Source organism: Microbulbifer zhoushanensis, from assembly GCF_021729055.1.
Classification (GTDB): Bacteria; Pseudomonadota; Gammaproteobacteria; order Pseudomonadales; family Cellvibrionaceae; genus Microbulbifer; species Microbulbifer zhoushanensis.
The window spans coordinates 175,082-196,931 of the sequence record NZ_JAJSAO010000007.1; the positions used below are offsets into that span (position 1 = coordinate 175,082).

A 21,850-nucleotide genomic window follows, 5' to 3' on the forward strand; every position below is an offset into this window, starting at 1 on the left:
CAGGCTGGAAAAGCGGCTGGACTACACTGAAAACTGAGTCCGCGGATGCATCCGGCACCCGCGCGCTCGTGCATTTCTTGCGCCAGGGACTTTCATGGACTGATACGGCTATGGTGGGTGATCCCGGACTTTCCCCTCCGTGCGCTCGTGGCGCAACACTGCCATTGCCCTCCCGGGCGGCAGCTTTCCTGCTGGCATTACTGCTGACTCTTTTTTCCTGCCAGGCGCTGGCGCAATTACCCGGCACCAAGAAGCCCGAGGAGTTTGCGCCGGAGATTCCCGATTTCGATAACCTCTCCGCTGACTGGTGGACCGGCTGGCCCGACGCCACCCGGGAACAACGGGAGCAGTGGTATGGGGAATTGCGGGAAGCCTGGCAGGAGCGACGCGAAAAACTACCGGACAGCAAACCGGTACAGGATCTCGCCCGTTCGATCACTACCACGCTGGAGGACATCGACAATACCTGGGACCGTTACCGGGAATACCAGAAAACCCCCTTCCTGCCCGACGTCGAATACCCGCAGAACCCCAATGTCCTGCAGTGGGCCCAGACTGACCAGATTGTCGCCCAGTCCCGCCGGCGCCTTTCCAGCATGCAGCTGGAAGCGCAGAGTCTCGATGAATCCCAGGCCGCCTCCCTCGACCGGTTGCGCAAGCAGGTGGCGGCGCTGCGGGAAGTGAGTGGCGATCCCACCGCGGTGCAGGTGGCCACCCTGAACCTGCTGCTGGCCCAGTTGCGTCACCTGGATGTGGTGGAGCGTCGCAAGACCGTGGCGGAACGGACCTCTGCCTGGGAAGAGGAAATCCGGCTCGCCGAGCAGCAGCTGGAGCGCATGCTGGCGGAACTCCAGTACAGTGAAGCGGCCGCGGAAAAACTGCAGCAGGATATCGAGAAGAAGGAGGAGGCGATCAGCGAGACCTCCGCCCAGGAGAAGCAGCTGGCCGAAACCCGGCCGCGCTCAGCCGATCCCGGCTTGCGACTGGAGCGCGAGCTGCGACTGATGGAGTTGCGCCTGCAGGAAACGGAAGAGCAGTTGCGCCGGCACAAGCTGGAGCAATTGCTGGCCATGAACAACGTCCTCAACCCGGACGCGGAAGACGTGAACCTGGTGCAGAGTCGCGAGCTGGTGGAGCGAGCGCGGGGCGTGGTGGATAAGACGTTACGCGAGCTGAACGTACGCCAGCGACAGGTGGCCAGCTGGCGGCGGGAAGACAGTGAGGTAATGAACCGCTGGTGGAATTACTTCGAGAAAGTCAGTAACGCAGTAACCCGCATCGATGACCTGGTTGAGGATGCCCTGCGTTATGAGTCCGCGGCCCTCAAGGTATTCCAGCAGCGCCAGGGGTGGTGGCGCACCGTGCGCGAGCAGGCCGGTTACCTGGGTAATGTGGTGGCCACCAGCTGGCGCAACCTGGCGAATTACAAACTGTTCAGTATCGCAGAAAACCCGATTTCCCTGCGGGACATCGCCAAAATCCTGCTGGTGCTGATCGGGGCCTTCGTGGTTTCCAACCTCGCCCGCCGCTTCCTCGGCCGGCTGGTGGCCAAAAACCGGGCCAGCGAATCGTCCATGTACAACCTGGGGCGGGTGCTGCACTACTGCCTGATCGCAACCGGCCTGTTAGTGGCTTTGGTCATGCTGGGACTGGATACGTCGAAGCTGGCACTGGTTGCCGGTGCCCTGTCGGTGGGTATCGGTTTCGGCCTGCAGGCAATCTTCTCCAATTTTATCTCGGGCCTGATCCTGCTGTTCGAACAGCCGCTGCGGGTCGGCGACCTGGTGGAGCTGGAGTCGGGGGTGTTCGGCCGTATACGCGACATCAATGTCCGCTCCACACGCATTACCACGCGCGACAATATCGATATCCTGGTGCCCAACACCGAGTTCGTTGCCGGGCGGGTGATCAACCACACACTGGATGACCCGGTGCGGCGTATCCATGTGCCGTTCGGGGTTGCCTACGGCTCGGATCCCGATGTCGTGCGCGAGGCGGCCATGGAAGCGGCCGAGCGGGTGAACATCACCCACACCGACTGGCAGCGCAAGACCGAGGTCTGGCTGATGGAATTCGGTGACAACGCACTGAACTTCAAGCTGGTGGTCTGGGTAAACAGCAATATGGTTTCGCCCCTGGGGGACCCCTACGCCCTCTATAACCTGGAGCTGTTGCGCGAGTTCAACCAGCGCGGCATCGAGGTACCCTTCCCGCAGCGCGATGTGCACGTACGCAGCTGGGAGCCGCCGGTACCACTACACCTGCAACGGGGCGAGCGGGAATAGTGAGGCAGGTCCCGGGCACCGGCGAGCTAAAACTTTTCCCGTGTGTCTGGTAAGGTCGAATATGACGCAACATGTGGGCATTGCACCGGCATGACCCACATTTCCCCCGGAGTCCCGAAAGCAATTTGACGATCGGTGCCCGATAAGACATTTTTGCGCATGGAAAAAGAAAGAAGGAACAGCGTTCTGCGCCCGGCCTTCCATCCATACCCGGTGCTGGCACCATGACGCGACCTGCAAGGACATCCCATTGCTGATTATCCCTGTCCAGAACAAGCCCGACTGGCGCCGGCCCCCGCTGATGTGCTTTGTGCTGATCGCGATCAACCTGCTGATGTTCGTTTTCTACCAGGGTGGGGATGAGGAGCGCTGGCAGAAAGCCGAGAATTACTATTTCTCCAGTGACCTGCCGGTCCTCGAGGAGCAGCGGTTCCTGATCTACGTGAATGAAGAGCACCCCGAGTGGCGCATGCAGATGGACGCCATGGGGGAGGATTTCGTGTACCGCGAGCTGCTGTGGAATGTCGAGTTCCACCAGTGGTTGCTGCCCCAGTTACGCAGTGAGGGCGAAACGGAATGGCTTGCCCAGCGGCAGCACTTTGCCGGGTTGCGGGACCGGGTGAGCACGCTGGCACTGGGGCTGGTGCCGGCGGATCCCGACGCCAAAGGCCTGCTGGGGCATATGTTCCTGCACGGCAGCTGGGACCACCTGATCGGCAATATGCTGTTCCTGCTGTTATTCGGGCTGTCGGTGGAGCTGGCCCTCGGCGGAATCTGGTTTGCCGCCTTCTACCTGCTCGGTGGGCTGGCCGCGGCCGGACTGCATATGGCAGTGGAGGCCGGCAGTGCGGTGCCGATGGTGGGGGCATCCGGTGCCGTATCCGCGGTGATGGGGATGTTCGTGGCTGTCTACGGTGTGCGGCGGCTGCGCTTCTTTTACACGGTGGGGTTCCTGTTCGGCGAATTCAGCGCGCCGGCGTTACTGGTCCTGCCGCTGTGGCTGGGCAAGGAAGTATTCGGCTACTTCTACGGCGATGCGGGCATTGCCTACTGGGCGCATTTCGGCGGCCTGGTGGCCGGTTTCATCGCCGCGCTGGCCTATGTCGCCTACCGCGGCGGGGTTCACGCACTGCCTGTGGAGGGCGCGACCGACGAGGGAGAGCTGCCCTCCGGTGAACACCACGCCCTGGAGCGTATCGGTCACCTGCACGAAGAGGGGCGGCTGGACGAGGCGGCCCGGGCATCGCTGGCCGCGCTGGGGTCATTCCCCCGCTCCGTGCCGCTGATTGAACTCGCGATCAGCCTCAATGCCGTCGCGCCGGACAGCGAGGGTTTCCACCGCGCCAATCTGGCCCTGTTCGGGCTGGCTGACGATGCCGCTGTAGACGGGCATACGCTCGCAGCCAACTACTACCGCTACCTGGACCTGACTGCACAACCGCGGGCTCTGACCGGCCGCGCCTGTCTGTTGCTGGCCCGCCGGGCCGCCCGCGATCGCAACTGGGGCTGGCTCGAGGACCTGCTCCACCGCCTCAACCAGCAGCAGGTACAGCACCCGCTGCTGCCACGGCTGGGAATGGCGCTGGTGGAGCACTACCGGCGACTGGGGGAGGAAGTGCGGGCGCGGGAAATCCTGCGGCTGACACAGACCGCCGGAGCGCCGGACTGATCAGCCGGCCAGGATTCCCTGCAGGGTACTGATCTCATCGCGCAACTGGCTGTCCGGGAAGTTCTTGCGCAGGAAACTGAGCAGCTTGCGCGCCGTGTCCTCGCGGTTGAACCCGTCGATATAGACCCTGGCGAGTAACAGGTAGGCAGCGTCGAGTGCGCCGTAAGCGGGGTCGTCGCGATGCAGGTTGTTCAGCAGCTGCGCCGCCGGGCGGAATTTCTGTTGCCGGTAGAGCGCATCGGCCAGGGCGTGGCGAAGCCGCGAGTTGTCGATGACAGGCACCGGGTCAGTTGCCATGTACAGTTCCGCTGCCTTGTACGCCCGGTCCAGGCGGACGAACTTCTCCAGCAGGTGGGGCGCCAGTTCCCGCAGGGCCCCGGTATCGCGCTGGGCAAGTAGCAGCCGGTAGTAGCGCTCGTTGAGGGCAGGGTCCTCACTGTAACGCCGCAGTGTCTGCACCAGCGCCTGGCGCGCCCCTGAATAATCCCCTTCACTGAGCAGGATGTGGGTTTCTGCCAGCGTCCTCGCCCGCTCGAATTCTGCCTCGTCCATCAGCTCTGCATCGTCTTCCAGGTCCGGGCTGATACCCAGTTGCCGCTGTCGCGTCAGGCAGATGTAGCCCATCATGGCGCTGGTGACAATATAGAAATAGCCGGTACTGGCGGCGATGACCGGCATGATGGCCCAGCGCGGCAGTTCGTCGCCGATTGCCAGGATCAGGTACCCCGGCGCCGAAGACACGGCACCGGTGGTGAGCCACAACAGCCAGTAGGGCCAGCCTATGACCACCGTGAAATAAAACAGCTTCAACGGATTGATGGCTGCGCGCAGGCTGCCTTCCACCGCGAGGATGATCATGGCGGCTGGCGCCAGCAGGGACAGAGCGATCGAGTACAGCTGTAGCGCCCGTTCCCCCAGCGGTATCAACTTGTAGCCGACAAAGCCGGCCACCAGCATCATCGCGATCACCTTCAGGAACAATACGGCGCTGCGCCCATCCAGGGCTTCACCCAGCGCCGGGGCCTTCATGCGACCCCGGGCCAGGGTCTCGATTACCAGCAGGTTGTAGCGGGTCACCAGGGCCATGGCGCCCACCAGCATCGCCAGGGACAGCAGGTTCAGGCCGGAAATCAGCAGGCTCGCCAGGGCACTGAGGGCGACAACGGTGAGGGGGCCGGGTTGCAGGGCATAGCGGAAGAAAAAGGGGCCCATCTGCCAGAAGGGCCGGGCATTATTGCAGGCACCTGTGTATTCCAGCGGTTTGCGGCAAAGCGGGCACTCGGGCTGGCCGTTGTGGTAGTTGGCAGCGGCGCCCGGTATACAGCCGCGGCAGAAATCTTTCGCGCAGGACGCGCAGTGCCATTCGGCAGTCGAGCGGCGGTGGTAATCGCAGGATTGCGCCATTGTGCCTTCCCTGAATCTGGCAGAAATTCCTTTTAATTGGCGCAAGTGTAAACGGTCCGTTGAAACGCCCGCAATTTCACCGGATTACACCACCTCGGGCCTCGCATTATGGATATGGGTAAGAAAAGGCGTCAGGCCGGCTGTCGGGTGTTTGCCACGCGCTGCTGCAGTGCCTGGACCTGGCGAGCCAGGCGACCGCGCGGGAATTCCCGCCGCAGGTAAAGCAACAGCCGCGCAGCATCATCCGGGCGCTTGAGCCCCTCCAGGTAAATGCGTGCCAATAGCAGGTAGGCCGCCTCCAGTTGCCGGTAGTGGCTGTCCTCGCGGTGCAGGTTTCTGAGCAGGTGTGCCGCCTCTACAAACTTGCGCTGGCGGAACAGGGCCTCGGCCAGGGCGTGGCGCAGGTGTGACTTGTCAATAATCGGGCGGGGTGTCGTGGCCAGGTAAAACCTGGCCGCTTTGTGGGTGCGATTGAGCCGCACGAGCTTTTCCAGCAGGTGCGGGGCCAGTTCCCGCAGGGACCGGGTATCCTTTGAAACCAGCAGCAGCCGGTAGTAGCGCTCGTTGAGTTCCGGATCGCCGGTGTACCGGCGCAAGGCATCCATCAGCACACGTCGGGCGCCATTGTAATCCCCCTCGACGGTCAGGATCCTGGCCCGGGCCAGAGCACTGTCGCGGTCAGTGTCTTCGGGTGTTGCGGGGCTCCTGCGCCGTTCGGTGCGTGGTGTTACCGCGGTTACGCTGGCTGCCGGCCTGCGTCGCCGTGCGAGGATAAATAGTACGATGAGGGTAACCGTTACGCCCCAGACTGCCGGGACCTGCCACCGTGGGCCGGAGGGGAGGAAAAAACTTGCGGCCGCTGCAAGCGCCAGCAGGGCCAGGGGCAGCGGGTGGCGCAGTGGAGCCAGAACACTCAGCCAGCGGTGCAGGCCAACCGGGGCGCGGGGGGTAAGGGGCTTGCGGCACAGCGGGCAGCGCAGCGATCGTTGCCGCCACTGGTGAGGATCGGCTGCGGCAGCGGGAAAGCAGGCCATGCAAAACCCCCGTATACAGCGTTCGCAGTTATGGGTGGCCCGGTTGGCCGGATGGTAATTACAGGCGGCTGCCATAATGAATTCCCGGAATCTGTTGCGGCGGCGGAAACAGGTACTGAGCGCCGACCCATGGGCGGCTCGCGACCGAGCAGGCAGGTATCGCCGCCTGCGCCTGTTAGAATATTGCGCAAATCGATGGAACAAACTGTAAGCCAATTCACAACAAGGTGGACTATGACGAAAGCAATGCAGGTCAAGCTGGAACAGAACCCCGCGGCAGAAGCATGGGGTGACAAGGCACTGCTGAGTTTCTCCGGCGCCGTGGCCACGGTACATACGCCAGGTGCCAACGGTGACGGCAATGTTGCGGCGCAGCGGGCTGCGCGACGGCTCGATGGCATGGGTGTACCGGCCGTGGAGCTGGCCGGGGACGGCTGGGACCTGGAAAGTCGCTGGGCATTCTGGGCCGGTTACTACAACCCGCTGAAGGACAACCAGCTGGACTGGGGCCTGTCTTCCGGTCGCCAGCTGAAGGAATTGCAGGCCCGGGAGGCCGCGGCGCGCTGGGTACGGGAGGTGACCAACGGCACGCCGGAGGATATCTCCCCGCGGGTACTGGCGGAGAGTGCGGCCAACATGCTGCAGAAGCTCGCGCCGGATGCGATCAGTTACCAGATCATTGCCGGGGATTCCCTGCTCGAACAGGGGTTTGCCGGTATCCACAATGTGGGCCGCGGCAGCGTACGCGAGCCGGCCATGCTGCAGCTGGACTACAACCCGGGCGGTGACCCCGAGGCGCCGGTGGATATCTGCCTGGTGGGCAAGGGGATTACCTTCGACTCCGGTGGCTACAGCATCAAACCGTCGAACAATATGGCGGCGATGAAATCCGATATGGGTGGTGCAGCCATGGTCAGCGGTGGCCTCGCGCTGGCGATTGCGCGCGGGCTGAAAAAGCGTGTCAAGCTGTACCTGTGCTGCGCGGAAAACCTGATTTCCGGTCATGCCTACAAGCTTGGCGATATCATCCGCTACAAGAACGGTGTGACGGTGGAAATCCTCAACACCGATGCGGAGGGCCGATTGGTGCTGGCGGATGGCCTGATTGCCGCCTCGGAAGAGGAGCCCCGCTGGATCCTTGATGCCGCCACGCTGACCGGTGCCGCCAAGATGGCGGTGGGCCGCGATTACAATTCTGTCATGAGCTTTGAGGATGACACCGCCCAGCGGGTGCTGGACGCCGCCGCCGCAGAATACGAGAAGGCCTGGCGCCTGCCGCTGGACAGCTTCCACCTGGAGCAGATCCCCTCCGGTTTTGCGGAGATTGCCAATGTGGGCGTGGAAGGCAGTCCCGGAGCCTCCACTGCCGCGGCATTCCTGGCCCGCTTTGTGCGTGATACCGGCCGCAAGTGGGTGCATATGGACCTGTCCGGCTCCTACCTGCCATCCGGCAACGACCAGTGGGCCCAGGGGGCGAAGGGGCACGGCCTGCGCACCATCGCGCGTTTCCTGCAGGACTGCTGACATAATCGGCCGGCCACGCTGATGGGCGGGGCCGGCCGGCGCCGGAGCAACCCAATAATAAAAAACGGAAATCACTGAGATGCACACTGAAACCGTCACAGCGGGGGAGCCGGTTGTTACCGGGGAAGCCGTGACAGACACCGCTACCCCCTCCCACCCGCGAGCCTGTGCCAATTGCCAGACGCAATTGCTGGGGCCGCACTGCCACCAGTGTGGACAGCCGGTCAAGGGGCTGGTGCGGCACTTCTCGAGTGTGATTGGCGACCTGTTCGATACGCTACTGGCGCTCGACTCCCGCATCTGGCGCACCCTGGTGCCGCTGTTATTGCGACCGGGATATCTCAGCCGGGAATACCTGGCGGGCCGTCGGGTAAGCTATGTAAGCCCCGTGCGATTGTTTATCTTCCTCTGCCTGACCACCTTTTTCGTGATGCGCCTGACCACTGACTGGGGTACGGAACTGGTACCCGACAAGGTAGTGATGGGCGATTTTGCCGATGCGGAAACGGTGGCGGAAGTCGAGGAGCTGCGCCGGGAGGCGCTTGCCGGGCTGGACAAAGCCATCGTCGAGGGCCAGCAGGAGAATGTTCCGAGCGTACTGAATGATGGTCTTGCAGCTGCTCGGAAGCAGGTCGACCGCCAGGCCGACCGGCGTATCGAACAGTTGGGTGGTGAGTTGCCCACAGAATCTGCTCCGGTGGAATCCGAGGCGGTGACGAGCGCGGAAGAGCCTGGATCACCCGATGGCAGCGAGTGGACTGAAGTGAAAAACTTCAGTCCGGGGGTGAACGCCTGGCTGAGCGAGCGGTTGCAACGCGTGGATGAAAATGCCCGGGTAATCCGTGACGACCCGAACCTGTTTCGGGAGGCTCTTATCGGGGCTATTCCCTCCATGCTGCTGGTCCTGTTGCCGCTTTTCTCCCTGATGCTGTGGGTGCTCTATGTTTTCCAGCGTCGCCTGTACATGGAGCACCTGATAGTCGCCCTCCACAGCCACGCCTTCCTGTGCCTGGCGCTGTTGCTGATTGAATTGTTGAGCGAGGTGGAGGATACCCTGGCACCGGGGGTCCTGCGGGGTGCCGTGGGGTGGGCTGGCATGTTGCTGGCCCTGTGGATGCCGCTGTACCTGCTGCTGATGCAAAAACGGGTGTATGCACAGGGCTGGGCCATGACCCTGCTTAAATACAGCGTGCTGGGTATCCTGTACTGTATTCTGGTGGGCCTCGCGACCACCATTACAGCGCTGGCAACCCTGGTCAGTCTCTAGCTCTGATGCTCCTCCAGGCCTCCGCCGATGGCTGCCTCGGGAGGGATGCTGAGGATCGGGGGGCTGCCTGGGGTACCACTCTGGCGCCCGCCTCCCATGGTGGGCAGGCAGGTGGTGCCCCGCTTTACCAGCGCCCTCGGCGGCAGCACCTTCACTACCTCCCCCGAGCCGGGGAAACCCACCGGACCGCTCTCGGCCAGGGGGTTCGAGCAGCGTAATGTCATTGCGCAAAGTCCCGACGAAGCCGCCACCCTATCGCGGTGCCAGGGTAGTGAACTGGTGACCCAGCTTCCTCATCTCTCTGTGGCCGGCATATAGCGAAAGAGTCGCTGTTCGATGATATCCACCCGATACCGGGTTCTTTCGACCGGAACCCAAGTGGGGCCCTCACCGAGGCTGGCGTCGGCCTTCCAGGCCCAGGTGGCGGAAGGTGAAATTGTGGACGTGCTTATCGCCCGCTCCGCGGCCGCGCATGTCTGCCTGTTCCCGCCGGGTCAGCACTTCCCCCCACAAGGCGCCAGTTGACCAGGCCGCGGGAGTGGTGGATGCGAACACCCGGAAACCACTCGAGGGTAGAGTGGCGATATAAAAATCGTCGCCTACACGGATGGTGCCGGGGTCCGGGTTAAAGCCGGGCAGGATGGGGTTGCGGATGCGGTGGGTGGTGGCCGGCGGTGGTGGGGACTGCATGGGTATCCCCGTGTGCAAAACCATTATTTGCAGTATGATATTGATGTGAACTGCACAAGCTTGTAAGAAAAACCCTAATAAATATAAAAATATTGATAACACCGTATCCGGGGAATCAAGATGCACAGCGCTCTGGTGTACGAAAACGTCGACCTGCCGGCGGGGCAGGCGGTCAAGGTGGCGCGCTACCACTTTCCCGAGGGCAACCCGCTGGAAATTGCACCGCATTTTCATATGTTGCTGGAAGTGATGGTGTTCGTCCGCGCCCGGGGTTACGCCATGCTGGATGGCGAGCGCTTCGATATCGAGTCCGGCAGTGTGCTGTTCCTGTCTTCGCTGACGGTGCACGAGTTGCACATGGAGGGCGGCGACCAGGATTTTTTCCTGCTGCAGTTCGATCCCTCCCTGCTGGAGGGCCAGGAGCTGGAAGCCGACCTGCAGAAGTTTGCCCCCTTCCTGAACCGGGTGGACGGCCGCGAGCTGGAGCGCCTGACGATGCTGCTGGACTGGTGTTGCGATATTAATGAGCAGCCGGCACAGGTAACCCTGCGCAACCGGGTCATGCAGTTGCTGGTGCACAACCTGTCACAGCTGGTGGCGAGCCGGGGCGCCGGCCTGACTGGGCGCTCGTCGGCGGTGGGGCGGCTGGAACCGGTACTGCAGCACTTCAAGGACAGCAAGCAGCTGTCGTTGCCGCTGGATGATGCGGCAGCACTTTGCGGTATTTCCCGCAGCCATTTCTCGCGGCTGTTCCACCAGACCCTGAACCTCCGCTACCAGGATTTTCTCCTCAAGCGCAAGCTGCAGCACGCGGTCTACCTGCTGGTGAATACCCGGCTGCGTATCGCCGATATTGCCTGCCAGTGCGAGTTCAGTGACAGCGCCCACTTCTGCAGCAAGTTCAAGCGACTTTTCTCCGTCACGCCGCAGCAGTTCCGCAAGGCGACGGTAGAAAACCTGTAATCAATTCCGTTGCCGGGACCCGGGGGCGACCGGCAATGCGCCCGTAATTCCTGATGGGAGGAGCTGTGCATCACCGGCACAAACGCCCCTATAGTGAGCCCGAACTGAGCCCCATGGGCATGGGCTGCTGAGCGGTTAGTATGCCGATGGAGTTTCTTTGCCGGAGAGCGATATCCGGTGCCGGGGCGGCGGGTGGTACGCGGGCGCCTATTCCAGCACGTCCCGCAGGCCGGTTTTCGGGTTGGTGCCGTACTCGTTCCGGCCGGGTTCGCTGTCCAGCAGCATAAATACCAGCAACACGATGGTGCCCAGCACGGGGATCAGCGCCAGCAGGAACCACCAGCCGCTGCGGCCGGTATCGTGCAGGCGGCGCACCGTGACGGCGATGGAGGGGACCAGCACCAGCAGCGCGTAGATGCCGCTCACCGTGCCCAGCCCGGTTTCCGGGTGGAACATGCCGGTGGCGCTGTCGACCGCGCCCAGCACCAGGCTGATCAGGATATTGAACAACACGAAGTACCAGTATTCCTTGCGCCGGGCCCGGCCGCGGAATACCGCATATTTTTGCAGGGCTGCCAGGTACCAGTTCATGGGGAATCTCCGCTGCCGGTTACGCCTGTTGCCTCGATGTGGCCACGGGACCGCACCTTAACTTGAGGTTAGACCAGTCCCGGGCAGTCAGGCGCCTGGCAGTGGCCTCCGGAAGGCGCCGGATTCTGCCGGCAATGCCGGTCCCGCCAGTGGCGCTGCCAGCAGGAACTGCCGGCGCAGCCGGCGCGACAGCCAGTCGGCGCCGAGAATCAGCGCGGCATTGACGCCGATCAGCAGGATGGCCACGTCGAAGCGCATAAACTGGAAGGCCGAATCGATATAGAACCCCAGGGTGGGGATGCCCAGCACACCCAGCATGGCGGTCTCCCGAATAATGATCTCCCAGCGGTAAAAGCAGTAGGCCAGGAAGCGCTGGTACAGGGTGGGCACGTAGAAGTAGGCGAAGCGGCCCAGCGGGCCCGCCGGTACGGGTGGCGGCGGGACTTCATCGCTGTGCCGGCCCAGCAGGTGACCGATGATGGCGCCATTGTGCAGCGTCATGGCCAGTGCCGCAGGCAGCATCGAGGGGCCCAGCACAATCAGGAAAATAAAGTTCAGCAGGTACTCCGGCAGCGAGCGCAGTACCAGCAGCAGGCTGTCGCCGGCGCGGCGGGACCAGCCGCTGACAAAGTGGGAGGAATTGAGTGGTGATGCCAGTAGCGCGAACAGGGCGGTCAGCACCAGCGCCACCTGGGCCAGCAGCACGGTGTTCCAGGTGCCGGCCAGGACCTGCTCACCCAGCCAGCCCAGCCAGCGCTGGGTTTTCTCCAGCGGCCAGTCCTGGCGCAGTGGCGCCGGCACACACTCCCACAGGAAACGCAGCAGGTTGGCAGCGCTCCACTCCGCAGTGACCGGCCTGGCGACAAAGGCAGCCGGTACCAGCAACAGCAGCCAGCGGGCGCGGAACCAGAAACGCAGGGAGTACACCAGCGCCAGCACTGTCAGCAGCAGGGCGCTGGCGGCGCTGTACTCACCGGTGCGCAATGCGGTCTCCAGGTGAAAGCCGATAGTGGGCAGGCCGATGAAACCCAGCACCACTGATGAGCGAATCGCGCATTCCATGCGGTAGGCGGTGTAATTGCGCATGGCATGCAGGGCCAGTGGCAGGCGGGTATAACAGAAATGGCTGATACCGCCGCGACCGGGGGAAACCGCGCGGGCGGGGCGCTGGTCGATTTCCTCCAGCTGCTCACCGAACACCTTGGCGATGGTGCCGCAGAAAGGCAGGGCGATGGCCAGCACGCCGGTCAGGGAAGAAAAGCCGAACACCTGGATAAAAATCAGCGCCCAGAAAACCTCGTGCACCGAGCGCAGGCCCGCCGCCAGCCGCCGCGCCCAGGGTCGCTGGTAAAACGCGGACAGCACCAGCCCCAGCGCCGCCGCCAGTGTCACGCCCTGCAGCGCGAACGCCACGGTGGTCAGGCTGGCATCCAGCCACTGGTCCAGGTCGGCAATGCGCGGGCTGAACAGGCCCGCCAGCATCAGCCCCAGTTCGTGGCCCGGGTCCGGCGCACTGATCTCGATATCCGCCAGTGCCAGGCACAGCAGCGCCGATACCGCGAAGTAAAAACTGAGCCGGCGCAGGCTGCGGCGCTGGCTGAAAAAGCGCAGCGCCGCAGTCACTGGTAGAGCCGCCGCAGGGCGCTCTCTTCCAGCTGCTCCACGGGCAGGTCGAACTGGATACGCCGGTCCTGCAGGCCGATCACCCGGTTGCAGGTGCGCAGTCCCAGGTCCGCCTGGTGCAGGGCCACCACCGCGGTGGTGTGCTGGCCCAGCAGGTGCGTGAGCACCCGCTCACCCTGCTGGCGATCCAGTGCCGATACCGGCTCATCGGCAAGCAGGAAGGGATTCTGCTGGTACAGGGCCCGGGCCACGGCCACGCGTTGCTGCTGGCCGCCGGACAGTTCATCGGTCTTGCGCCAGAGCAGCTCGTCGATGCCCAGGGCGGCGGCGATCTCGCCGATCTCCGCCTTGCACGTTGCTGACGGCAGGAACAGCGTCCTCAGGTTGGCCAGCCCGGAGTGGCGGTCCAGGCCGCCGGCGTAAATGTTGTGGAATGCCTTGAGTTGCGGCACCAGCGATGTCTCCTGCGGGCACCAGCTGGCGGTGCCGGGGAGCTGGCTGCGCAGGTGGCGCAGCAGGGTGCTCTTGCCGGAGCCGCTCCTGCCCAGCAGGGCGATACGGTCCCCCTCGCGGATGGCCAGGTGCCCGATGCGCAGGGCGAGCTGCTCCGGCCCGCCCGCGTCCGGGGCCGGGTAGGACAGGTCACAGTCGTGCAGCTCAATCGCAATCGGCATCAGAAGTCGTCGAGCAGGCCAATGGCGGTGGCTGTTTCCTCGATCGCCCGGTAAACGTCGTTATCCGCGGGCACAAAGCGGGAGCGCGGGAAGGCCCGCAGGATCGATTCGTCCTCGAGTTTCAGCAGCGCACGGGTCAGTCGCTGCTTGAAGCCGGCACCCAGTTGCCGGTCGATATCACCCCGCACGGTCCACTGGTAATCGGCATAGGCGGGCGTGGTCCAGATCACCGATACCTGGTCCGGGTTCACTTCCCCCTTGTCCACGGCCTTTTCCCACACCGCGTAATTCACCGCGCCCACCTGGTAGGCACCGGACTGCACCAGGGCAATGGTACGGCTGTGGTCACCACTGAAACCCACCCGCGAGAAAATCTCGCCGGGGGCCTCGCCAAAGGTTTCGCGCAGGTGGAACTCGGGCATCAGGCGCCCGGAAGTGGAGCCCTTGGAGCCGAAGGTAAAGGTCTTGCCGCGCAGGGTGTCGGACAGGGTTTCGGCTGGTTGCAGGCCGGCGCTTGCGTGGGCGATAAAGTAGGTCTTGAAGAACTGGTCCTCGTAGCCCTGGGCAATGGCCTCGGAACCGGGCACGGCGCGCCGCGCCTGCACACCGGACAGGCCGCCAAACCAGGCCAGCTGCACCTGGTTGTTGCGAAACGCGGTAATGGCCGCCGGGTAGCTCTTTACCGGCATGTATTTCACATCGACATCCAGTTCTTTGGAAAGGTAATCGGCCACCTGCTGGAAGCGTCGCACCAGCTCGGCCTCGTTCTGGTCGGGAATGGCGGTGAAGGTAAATTGCGGGCGCTGGTTATCGGCAGCGGTGCTGCCGAGGGATACCAGCAGTGCCAGTACGGCGAACAGGTAGCGCATGTTTCGGTGCCTTGCGATGGAAATGGTGGAATTGCGGGGGGCCGTTTTAGCCCAGGGGGCGCGATTATACAAGCGCCCTGCCGGCGCATTGCCCGCCCGAATCCGGGGTAGGGGCAGGGGCGGGGAAAATGCGGATGAATTCTCTGTCAGGTGACCCATGCTGGTGCATGGGCAGGACCCTACTGGTCCGGAGCCTCCACGCTGTCGAGGAAATCAATCAATGCGTTGGCCAGCGCCTGTGGCTGCTCGGGCAGCATCGCGTGGCCCATATTGGGATAGGCCACCAGGCGGGTGTCCGGGCGACGCTGGACCAGGTTCCAGGCGTTCTGCGGCGGCGCGATCCTGTCGTCCAGCCCCTGGATTACCAGCCCCGGTGCCGTGCCGCCCAGGTAGATGGGCTCGAAATCGGTCTGCCGGGCGGCCTCCATCTGTTTCTGTGCGGTTTCGCCATGCCAGCCATCCTTCCACAGCGAGGGGTCGTTGCCGGGGGAGAAGAAAGAGTCGGCCACTGCCTGCAGGTGCTGCTCCTGCGGCAGGTCGGGATCGAACACCTTCTGGAATTCCTCCCATACCGCCCGGTCCGGCTCAATCTCGCCACCGGCGGCCATCAATACCAGGCCAGTCACCCGTTGCGGTTGCAGCCACGAGGCCGCGCGTGACACCCGGTTACCGAAATTCTGGCCGACGATAAACACCCGGTCGAGCTGCAGGCTGTCGGCCACGGCCCAGAGATCCCGCGCCAGCACCTGCAGGTTGACGTTATCCATTGGCCCGGTGCTGCCGCCGATGCCCCGCGGGTTGACCAGGACCACCCGGTAGCCCGCCGCCGCCACGCTCTCGCCCACCTGCATAAAGTCCTGCGCCGGGCGACCCAGGGAGGGATGCATCAGCACCGGCCTGCCACTGCCCTGCTGGAAAATTTCCAGCTTGGCCCTGCCCAGGTCGACCACCGAACGCTGCCAGTTGCCGTCCGCCGACCCCGCGACCTGCGCATTGGCGAGCTGGCCCAGGAAGAGGCTGGCAAGAATGCTGAAACGGAAAACGGCATGAAGCACGCGGTGGTGTCCTCCCCGGCATGAACGCTACAAGCATAGCGAACCCCCGCCGCCCGGCCCTTTTCCGCTTGAATGCGTGGCAGCGCATCACTAAGGTTTGGGAAGACCACCACCCCGGGACACCGATGAAACGTACATTTATTTTCTGCCTGTCGCTGCTGGCCCTGCTGGTAATGCCAGGAGCCAAACTCGCCGTTGCCGGCCCCGCCTCCTCGCTACCGGACAGCCACCCGGGGCTCTGCCTGGACGGGGACGCCTGCGCGGCGGTGCGGCTACACAATGCGGTGCGCAAGCAACTGAATCGCGGCCGGCTGGCCAACAGCCCCAAACCCCTGCCACCGGTGGATATGCTGGTGCACGACCGGGCCCTGGGCATCACCGCATTTAACTGGGCGCGGCAGATGTGCGAGCGCGACGCCATGAGGCACAACCGCAACCGGGTGCGGGATTTCCACGCCAATGGCGGCAACCCGCATTACCGGCACATTGGTGAGAACCTGGCCGTATTCTCATCCACCCGGGGGGATATTTTCCCGGTGGGGGAAGGGGCCATCAGCCGGGCGGTGGATTCCTGGCTGTCCGAGGCCAACCAGTACCGCTACCGGCCCTTCACCAGCCGCGGCCCGGTAGTGGGCCATTACACCCAGCTGGTCTGGAATGCCACGGAAGTGTTCGACAGCGCCGGCAACCGGCTGCCCAAGGCGGTGGGCTGTGGTTCATACCAGTGTCGGTCGGGCAAGTGGTACAAAACCTATATCGCCTGTAATTATGCGCCGGCGGGCAACTTCAGGGGCAAGCTTCCCTACCGCGCGGAATAACATGGGCCGGGACTTTTATCCGTGCCGCTGCAGCAACAGCGGCTTTCGGCCGGGTCCGGCAATCACTCAGATCCCGAACTCGATCCATAATGGGTAATGATCGGATATCCGGTAGGAGACCGATGTGCGGCTCAGGCCCAGCCCGGCATAAAGGTGGGGCATAAAGTCAAAGCTGCCGCCGCTACGCACTTCCATGTCCAGCAGGGCTTGGTCGCCGACGGTAAACCATGCAATCTGGTCATAGAAAGCGTCGTCGTCCGGATCCCCGGGATCATCGAAGATGGTCCTGGGTTGGTTGATCAGGATGTCCGGCACGGTCAGGCCGGAGGAGATAAAAACATCGTGCCCGGGACTTCCCTGGCGGTCTATGTTGAAGTCGCCGAGCGTCAGCAGGTTGTGATGGAAGCGATTCGAGCGCCGCGCCCAGTCGGCCATCCAGTTTGCCACGCCCCTGAGTTCTGGCAGCCGGTCTGTCTCCCGGTCACCATAAAGCACGTGCAGTGTCACCAGGATAAAGGTGGTGTCGCGGCGCTGGAAACTGACGGCATACGGCGGGCGCACGAACTGCTCGTGCAGCACTTCCTGCCCGGTGTCTTGCAGCTGCTCTGGGGGGATGACAATCTCCGCAGCCAGTCCTGAAGGGCGTACCCGTGAGCGCTGGAACAGGAATACCAGCCGCTCATCATTACCCGCGTCACCGATATTTACATCGGTCATCAGGAAGGCCCAGTCCTCACCGAGGAATGCCAGTGCATCCCGCAATGCGCGCAGGTCACCCTTTACTTCCTGGATGGCAATCACATCGAACCGCGAGAGGATCTCAATGATCGCCCGCAAGCCGCGCAGGTCGCGCTTGGGACTGGCATCACCGGTGGCGGTCCACTTGCGCGTCAATGAGGCGAACGAGCGGATATTCCAGGTTGCGATCAGCAGGTTGCTGGTGGCCTTTGGCGGAATCTCGGCATCCAGGGCAGCGCGCAGCGCGTCGAGCTCGGCGCGGACGGCTGCAGGTGGATTGTCATGGATCGAGGCCATTGTCCCTCCGGCGCGGGCGTCCGGTATCCCGTTGACGGCGTACCCTGTTGCTGAAAGCATAGTCCTGCCGGGCCCTATACTTTGATCTCCAGCGGCATGTCGCCTGATGCGTTTTGCTGTCGGCCGGGGCCGACTCCAACCGGGGAAGCCATGAACGAAGTCCTGATACAGGCGCGGGACCTGTGCGTGTCCTATCGCAACGGGCGCGAGCGGATCGACGTGCTGCGGGGACTGTCGCTGGAATTGCGGCGCGGTGAGGCGGTGGCCATTATCGGCCCGTCCGGCTCCGGCAAGAGCACCCTGCTGAACCTGCTCAATGGCCTGCTGCAACCGGACAGCGGCAGCCTGCGGGTGCTCGACCGGGACGCGGCCGGGCTGGCAGAAAACGACTGGGCCCGGCTGCGCCGCACGCGCATTGCCACCCTATTCCAGGACGGCAACCTGGTTCCCACGCTGACAATGGAGCGCAATATTGCCTTTCGCGCCGGACTCGCCGGCCTGCAGCAGCATAGTGGCCAGGCATTGCTGGAGCGCCTGGATATTGCCGACATTGCCCGGCGCTATCCCGACCAGGTTTCCGGCGGCCAGCGACAGCGGGCGGCACTGGCGTGCGCCTTCGCCATGGAGCCGGAAATCATTTTGGCCGACGAGCCCACCGGCAGCCTGGACCAGGCCACCGCCCGGCGGGTAACGCCGCTGTTCTTCGACGCCATCCGCGAGCGGGCGCTGGGCGCCCTGATCGTCACCCACAATACCGAGCTTGCCCGGCGCTGTGACCGGGTGCTGGAACTGCGGCAGGGAGCCCTGGAGCCATGGGACTCGGCACTGTCTTCCTGAGCCACTACCGGCGCCATCCCGGGCAACTGGCCGGCCTGCTGCTGATCCTGGCCTGCGCCGCCACCCTGTGGAGCGGGGTGCGCTCCCTGACCGGCCGCGCGGAGGAGGCCGTCGCCCAGTCCCGGGCGGCGCTGGAGCCGCGCCTGAGTGTGTTGCGCGTCGACGGCCGTGCCGTGGGGGTGGAGGATTTCGCCCGCCTGCGCCGGGCGGGGCTGTGTGCCTCGCCGCGGTTGCAGGTTTATATACCGGTGAGCGAGGCGCCTGAAGTCGTGGGTATCGATCCGTTCACGGCCGGTTGCCTGCGGCAGTACAGCGGCGAATCTCCGCTGGTGGAAGAACTGCTGGCCGGGCCCGCCCGCCCCCTGCTGCTGGGCAATGCGCGGGACCTGGCGCGCTGGCGGCAACTCTCCCTGCCGGGCAGCGGCGATTACCGGCTGCAACCGGCCGAGGGCATACCGCCGGGCCTGTTGCTGGCGGATATCGCCGTCGCCGCGGAGCTGGCTTCCGGCGGGCGTGCCGACCTCGAGATCCTGCTGCCGGCGGCTGAATTACAGGGGCGGGCGCTGCCGCCGGGGTATACCACCCGGGTCGAGGACTACGGTGTCGAACCGGAGTCGCTGGTGGAAGCCTTCCTGCTCAACCTGGATGCGCTGGGGGCGCTGGCACTGCTGGTGGCCGCGCTGCTGGTGCGCAGCATCTACCGTTTTGCGCTGGAGCAGCGACGCCGCAGCCTCGAGATCCTGGTGCGCCTGGGCGTGCCGGTGGCCCGGTTACGGCTGGTGTTGGCGGCGGAGGTGCTGCTGCTGGCGGTGGCGGGCGGCAGTGTCGGTGTGTGGCTGGGGGCCATGCTGGCATCTGCGCTGGCCGGCGGCTTCCAGTGGACGCTCAGCGGCCTGTTCAGCGTGGACATCCTGGCGCAAAGCCCGCCCGCGCTGGAAACCTGGCTCGGCATGGTGCTGATCCTGGTGCTGGTGGTGGGCTGGGCCTGTATCGACCTGCTGCTACTGCGGCGCGTGCGGCCGGGCACGGAACTGGAAGGCGGGCGACGCCGGCAGCTGGCCCTGCTAATGGTGGCACTGCTGCTGGTGCCGGCCTCCCTGGTTGTATTGCTGGCGACGGAAAAACTGTGGCTGGTATTCCTCGCCGCCACCGGCTGCCTGGTGGGCGCCGGCCTGCTGTTGCCCGCGCTGCTGGACCGGCTGCTGGCGCGGGCCGAACGGCGCAGCCGCGCGGCGGGGATGGGCAGCGGTGCGCCGCTGCTGGAGTGGTCCTGTTCGGAGATGCGCGCACTGTGCCGGCTGCTGCAACTGCCGCTGGTGGCACTGGCATTCGCCATTGCGGCGGCGATCGGGGTGCAGGCGATGGTCACCGGGTTCGAGTCCACGTTCGGGCGCTGGCTCGACCAGCGCCTGCAGGGCGATCTCTACCTGGATCCCGGCCGGCCCGTGGCGACCGCCGCGTGGAATAAACAGCTGCAGCAATTGCCCGGAGTGAAAACGGTGTTGCCCATGGTACGCGGTCGCGGCCTGCTCGACGGCCAGGCGGTGGACGTCATGGCCGTGGACCCGGCCTCGCCGCTGGTGCGGGACTGGCCATTACTGGCTGCCGCTCCCGGGCCCTGGGCCGCACTTGCCGCACAGGGAGTGATGGTCAACGAGCAGCTGGCCCGGCGACAGTCGCTGTCGGTGGGGGACCGGGTGCGGTTCCGGCTTGGCAGCGCGCCACTGTCACGGCAAGTGATTGGTATCTATGCCGACTACGGCAGGCCCGAGGGCGAACTGCTGCTACCGCTGGCGCTGGTGCCGGACTCCCTGCCCGAGCGCTACACCACCTTTGTGCTGGGGGTGAACGACACAGCCACTCCGGGCTGGCAGGACTGGCCGGAGCAATATCCCTGGCTGGCGGGCGGGCGCCTGCGGGACCAGCCGGGCCTGAAGCGCGCCGCCAGCGCCGCCTTTGCGCGAACCTTCCGCATGACCCGATTGCTGAATATCCTGACGCTGGCCCTCGCCGGCACCGCCCTGGCACTGATGGGGCTGGTGATTTTCCGCCTGCGGCAACGCAGTTATACGCTGCTGCATGTGTACGGCGTGCCGCGGCGGCAGCTGCGCTGGCGGCTGGTGGCCCACAGCATGCTGGTCACCGGCTTGCTGGCAATCGTGGCAACGCCACTGGGAGTTTTCCTCAGCTGGGTGCTGGTGGCGCGGATCAATCCGGTTGCCTTTGGCTGGTCCCTGCCACTGGAACTCTACCCGGGTTTCTGGCTGCAGGTGTGGCTGGCCAGCCTGCTGATCGGTGCCCTGGTGGGCCTGCTGATGCGCAACCCGGTGCGACTGGAGACCCTGAAAAATGAATAGCCTGCTCCGGCTCGCACTGCTTGCTCTGATACTGGCCGGTTGTGGCGAGCGCGCCGGTAACAGCGAAGGAGGGGAATCCCTCGGCGCCCTGAGCGACGCCCCCGGGCAGTTTCGGCAGGCGCTACCGGGTATGACCGTCCGCCTGCCGGAGGATATGGGGGCGCACCGACAATACCGCCTCGAGTGGTGGTACCTGACCGCCAACCTGCAGGGCGCCGGTGGCGAGCGCTTCGGTGTGCAGTGGACACTGTTCCGGTTTGGCCTGAAGCCCGGGCCCTTTGAAAACCCTGAGCCCGGCTGGCACCGCAATGAGGTCTGGCTCGCCCACGCGGCACTCAGCCGCCCGGGTGATCACCGGTTTGCCGCCCGCAGTGCCCGCGGCGGCACCGGCCAGGCCGGCATCACGGTACGGCCCTTCAGGGCCTGGATTGACCACTGGCAGCTGGAAAGTGACGAAGGCAAACCCTGGTCGCTGGCGGTGGACGGTGGGGAGTTCGCCTACCGCCTGCAACTGCAGCCACGTTTGCCCCCGGTATTTCACGGTGAGCGCGGCTTCAGTGCCAAGTCCGCCGGTGGCGGCGGCTCGATGTATTTCAGCTATCCAATGCTGGCAATTGACGGCACGGTGCAGGTCGATGGCCAGGATTTTCCGGTCAGCGGGCGGGGCTGGTTCGACCGGGAGTGGAGCAGCCAGTACCTGAAACCGGACCAGCAGGGCTGGGACTGGCTGGCGCTGCACCTGGAGGATGGCCGTCACCTGATGGTGTTCCGCCTGCGCGGTGCCGACCCCTATTTTTCCGGCACTTTAGTAGAAGCCGACGGCACCACCCGTAACCTCAGTGCCGGCGACTTCAGCCTGCAGCCCCGTGAATACCGCGACAGCCGCTTTGGCCGGGTGCCGGTCGCCTGGCAGCTGCGGGTTCCGGCTGCCAACCTGGACCTGCAAGTCCGTTCCTGGCCCGGCGATTACTGGAACCCGGGCAGCCTGCGTTACTGGGAGGGCCCGGTCAGTGTCAGCGGCAGCCACGCCGGTGAGGGCTACCTGGAGATGACCGGCTACGGCAACTGAATATGCCCGGCGCGCTGCCGGCGTCGCGGGAAATTTCCCGCCCCTGCCTGATTGCACCACTCCCTTTTCCATATCGCGCTGTGGGT

At 64.5% G+C, this 21,850-nt stretch carries 19 protein-coding genes; 9 read left to right on the plus strand and 10 right to left on the minus strand.

Annotated features, from left to right (window positions below):
- The first annotated feature begins 110 nt into the window (after positions 1 to 110).
- Both LVD10_RS15450 and LVD10_RS15455 read left to right on the plus strand, forming a co-directional pair.
- The gene (locus tag LVD10_RS15450) at positions 111 to 2,285 is read left to right on the plus strand and encodes a mechanosensitive ion channel domain-containing protein (protein ID WP_237064202.1); all 2,175 of its coding nucleotides are present in this window, start codon (positions 111 to 113) and stop codon (positions 2,283 to 2,285) included.
- Between the two features lie 250 nt (positions 2,286 to 2,535).
- The gene (locus LVD10_RS15455; protein WP_232940773.1) at positions 2,536 to 3,954 is read left to right on the plus strand and encodes a rhomboid family intramembrane serine protease; all 1,419 of its coding nucleotides are present in this window, start codon (positions 2,536 to 2,538) and stop codon (positions 3,952 to 3,954) included.
- On the opposite strand, the gene LVD10_RS15460 is transcribed toward LVD10_RS15455, so the two are convergent.
- Both LVD10_RS15460 and LVD10_RS15465 read right to left on the minus strand, forming a co-directional pair.
- The gene (locus LVD10_RS15460) at positions 3,955 to 5,358 is read right to left on the minus strand and encodes a hypothetical protein (protein ID WP_237064203.1); all 1,404 of its coding nucleotides are present in this window, start codon (positions 5,356 to 5,358) and stop codon (positions 3,955 to 3,957) included.
- Positions 5,359 to 5,489: 131 nt separating this feature from the next.
- A complete protein-coding gene (locus LVD10_RS15465; RefSeq protein ID WP_237064204.1) occupies positions 5,490 to 6,392 on the minus strand; it encodes a tetratricopeptide repeat protein in 903 nt (300 codons plus the stop codon).
- A 234-nt stretch (positions 6,393 to 6,626) separates the two neighbouring features.
- On the opposite strand from LVD10_RS15465, the gene pepB reads away from it, so the two are divergent.
- Together pepB and LVD10_RS15475 are read left to right on the plus strand one after the other, a co-directional pair.
- Positions 6,627 to 7,916, plus strand: coding sequence for an aminopeptidase PepB (gene pepB / locus LVD10_RS15470; protein WP_237064205.1), 1,290 nt, complete (start codon positions 6,627 to 6,629; stop codon positions 7,914 to 7,916).
- Between the two features lie 79 nt (positions 7,917 to 7,995).
- Positions 7,996 to 9,183, plus strand: coding sequence for a DUF3667 domain-containing protein (locus LVD10_RS15475; RefSeq protein ID WP_237064207.1), 1,188 nt, complete (start codon positions 7,996 to 7,998; stop codon positions 9,181 to 9,183).
- Here LVD10_RS15475 and LVD10_RS15480 read toward each other — a convergent pair.
- Positions 9,180 to 9,407 carry a dihydroxy-acid dehydratase domain-containing protein gene (locus tag LVD10_RS15480; RefSeq protein ID WP_237064209.1) on the minus strand — a complete coding sequence of 76 codons (228 nt, stop codon included), beginning with the start codon at positions 9,405 to 9,407 and terminating at the stop codon, positions 9,180 to 9,182. The genes LVD10_RS15475 and LVD10_RS15480 overlap by 4 nt on opposite strands.
- Before the next feature lie 163 nt (positions 9,408 to 9,570).
- The gene (locus LVD10_RS15485) at positions 9,571 to 9,873 is read right to left on the minus strand and encodes a family 43 glycosylhydrolase (protein WP_232940779.1); all 303 of its coding nucleotides are present in this window, start codon (positions 9,871 to 9,873) and stop codon (positions 9,571 to 9,573) included.
- Positions 9,874 to 9,993: 120 nt separating this feature from the next.
- Between LVD10_RS15485 and LVD10_RS15490 the strand changes: the two genes are divergently transcribed.
- Complete coding sequence (locus tag LVD10_RS15490; protein ID WP_237064211.1) at positions 9,994 to 10,836, plus strand: helix-turn-helix transcriptional regulator; 843 nt, start codon at positions 9,994 to 9,996, stop codon at positions 10,834 to 10,836.
- A gap of 207 nt (positions 10,837 to 11,043) precedes the next feature.
- Here the strand turns inward: LVD10_RS15490 and LVD10_RS15495 are convergent, their stop codons facing one another.
- The 5 genes from LVD10_RS15495 to LVD10_RS15515 form a co-directional block, all read right to left on the minus strand.
- On the minus strand, positions 11,044 to 11,427 hold the full coding sequence (locus tag LVD10_RS15495; protein ID WP_232940781.1) for a DUF805 domain-containing protein: 384 nt from the start codon (positions 11,425 to 11,427) through the stop codon (positions 11,044 to 11,046).
- Between the two features lie 87 nt (positions 11,428 to 11,514).
- Positions 11,515 to 13,050 (minus strand): PhnE/PtxC family ABC transporter permease, encoded by a 1,536-nt coding sequence (locus LVD10_RS15500; protein ID WP_237064213.1) that lies wholly within the window; start codon positions 13,048 to 13,050, stop codon positions 11,515 to 11,517.
- Positions 13,047 to 13,724, minus strand: a complete 678-nt coding sequence (locus tag LVD10_RS15505) for an ATP-binding cassette domain-containing protein (protein ID WP_232940783.1) — start codon at positions 13,722 to 13,724, stop codon at positions 13,047 to 13,049. The genes LVD10_RS15500 and LVD10_RS15505 overlap by 4 nt, the downstream gene beginning before the upstream one ends.
- Positions 13,724 to 14,593: a putative selenate ABC transporter substrate-binding protein gene (locus LVD10_RS15510; RefSeq protein WP_232940784.1), complete on the minus strand. Its 870-nt coding sequence runs from the start codon at positions 14,591 to 14,593 to the stop codon at positions 13,724 to 13,726. The genes LVD10_RS15505 and LVD10_RS15510 overlap by 1 nt, the downstream gene beginning before the upstream one ends.
- Positions 14,594 to 14,772: 179 nt before the next feature.
- Positions 14,773 to 15,648: an alpha/beta fold hydrolase gene (locus LVD10_RS15515; protein ID WP_237064215.1), complete on the minus strand. Its 876-nt coding sequence runs from the start codon at positions 15,646 to 15,648 to the stop codon at positions 14,773 to 14,775.
- Between the two features lie 125 nt (positions 15,649 to 15,773).
- Between LVD10_RS15515 and LVD10_RS15520 the strand changes: the two genes are divergently transcribed.
- On the plus strand, positions 15,774 to 16,466 hold the full coding sequence (locus LVD10_RS15520; RefSeq protein ID WP_232940786.1) for a CAP domain-containing protein: 693 nt from the start codon (positions 15,774 to 15,776) through the stop codon (positions 16,464 to 16,466).
- A gap of 66 nt (positions 16,467 to 16,532) precedes the next feature.
- On the opposite strand, the gene LVD10_RS15525 is transcribed toward LVD10_RS15520, so the two are convergent.
- Positions 16,533 to 17,501 carry an endonuclease/exonuclease/phosphatase family protein gene (locus LVD10_RS15525; protein WP_237064217.1) on the minus strand — a complete coding sequence of 323 codons (969 nt, stop codon included), beginning with the start codon at positions 17,499 to 17,501 and terminating at the stop codon, positions 16,533 to 16,535.
- Between the two features lie 150 nt (positions 17,502 to 17,651).
- Here LVD10_RS15525 and LVD10_RS15530 point away from each other — a divergent pair, with 150 nt between their 5' ends.
- From LVD10_RS15530 to LVD10_RS15540, 3 genes are read left to right on the plus strand one after another with little or no spacing between them, the layout of a single operon-like run.
- Entirely contained in the window at positions 17,652 to 18,338 is a 687-nt protein-coding gene (locus tag LVD10_RS15530; protein WP_237064219.1) for an ABC transporter ATP-binding protein, read from the plus strand.
- The gene (locus LVD10_RS15535) at positions 18,314 to 20,695 is read left to right on the plus strand and encodes an FtsX-like permease family protein (RefSeq protein ID WP_237064221.1); all 2,382 of its coding nucleotides are present in this window, start codon (positions 18,314 to 18,316) and stop codon (positions 20,693 to 20,695) included. Before LVD10_RS15530 ends, LVD10_RS15535 begins: the two co-directional genes overlap by 25 nt.
- Complete coding sequence (locus LVD10_RS15540; RefSeq protein WP_237064223.1) at positions 20,688 to 21,764, plus strand: lipocalin-like domain-containing protein; 1,077 nt, start codon at positions 20,688 to 20,690, stop codon at positions 21,762 to 21,764. The genes LVD10_RS15535 and LVD10_RS15540 overlap by 8 nt, the downstream gene beginning before the upstream one ends.
- Positions 21,765 to 21,850 lie beyond the last annotated feature (86 nt).

Excerpts from the sequence above, each read along its gene's own strand:
- LVD10_RS15450 (WP_237064202.1), top strand. The coding sequence starts at position 111 with ATGGTGGGTGATCCCGGACTTTCCCCTCCGTGCGCTCGTGGCGCAACA.
- LVD10_RS15460 (WP_237064203.1), bottom strand. The coding sequence starts at position 5,358 with ATGGCGCAATCCTGCGATTACCACCGCCGCTCGACTGCCGAATGGCAC.
- LVD10_RS15465 (WP_237064204.1), bottom strand. The coding sequence starts at position 6,392 with ATGGCCTGCTTTCCCGCTGCCGCAGCCGATCCTCACCAGTGGCGGCAA.
- pepB (WP_237064205.1), top strand. The coding sequence starts at position 6,627 with ATGACGAAAGCAATGCAGGTCAAGCTGGAACAGAACCCCGCGGCAGAA.
- LVD10_RS15475 (WP_237064207.1), top strand. The coding sequence starts at position 7,996 with ATGCACACTGAAACCGTCACAGCGGGGGAGCCGGTTGTTACCGGGGAA.
- LVD10_RS15480 (WP_237064209.1), bottom strand. The coding sequence starts at position 9,407 with ATGACATTACGCTGCTCGAACCCCCTGGCCGAGAGCGGTCCGGTGGGT.
- LVD10_RS15485 (WP_232940779.1), bottom strand. The coding sequence starts at position 9,873 with ATGCAGTCCCCACCACCGCCGGCCACCACCCACCGCATCCGCAACCCC.
- LVD10_RS15490 (WP_237064211.1), top strand. The coding sequence starts at position 9,994 with ATGCACAGCGCTCTGGTGTACGAAAACGTCGACCTGCCGGCGGGGCAG.
- LVD10_RS15495 (WP_232940781.1), bottom strand. The coding sequence starts at position 11,427 with ATGAACTGGTACCTGGCAGCCCTGCAAAAATATGCGGTATTCCGCGGC.
- LVD10_RS15505 (WP_232940783.1), bottom strand. The coding sequence starts at position 13,724 with ATGCCGATTGCGATTGAGCTGCACGACTGTGACCTGTCCTACCCGGCC.
- LVD10_RS15510 (WP_232940784.1), bottom strand. The coding sequence starts at position 14,593 with ATGCGCTACCTGTTCGCCGTACTGGCACTGCTGGTATCCCTCGGCAGC.
- LVD10_RS15520 (WP_232940786.1), top strand. The coding sequence starts at position 15,774 with ATGAAACGTACATTTATTTTCTGCCTGTCGCTGCTGGCCCTGCTGGTA.
- LVD10_RS15525 (WP_237064217.1), bottom strand. The coding sequence starts at position 17,501 with ATGGCCTCGATCCATGACAATCCACCTGCAGCCGTCCGCGCCGAGCTC.
- LVD10_RS15530 (WP_237064219.1), top strand. The coding sequence starts at position 17,652 with ATGAACGAAGTCCTGATACAGGCGCGGGACCTGTGCGTGTCCTATCGC.
- LVD10_RS15535 (WP_237064221.1), top strand. The coding sequence starts at position 18,314 with ATGGGACTCGGCACTGTCTTCCTGAGCCACTACCGGCGCCATCCCGGG.
- LVD10_RS15540 (WP_237064223.1), top strand. The coding sequence starts at position 20,688 with ATGAATAGCCTGCTCCGGCTCGCACTGCTTGCTCTGATACTGGCCGGT.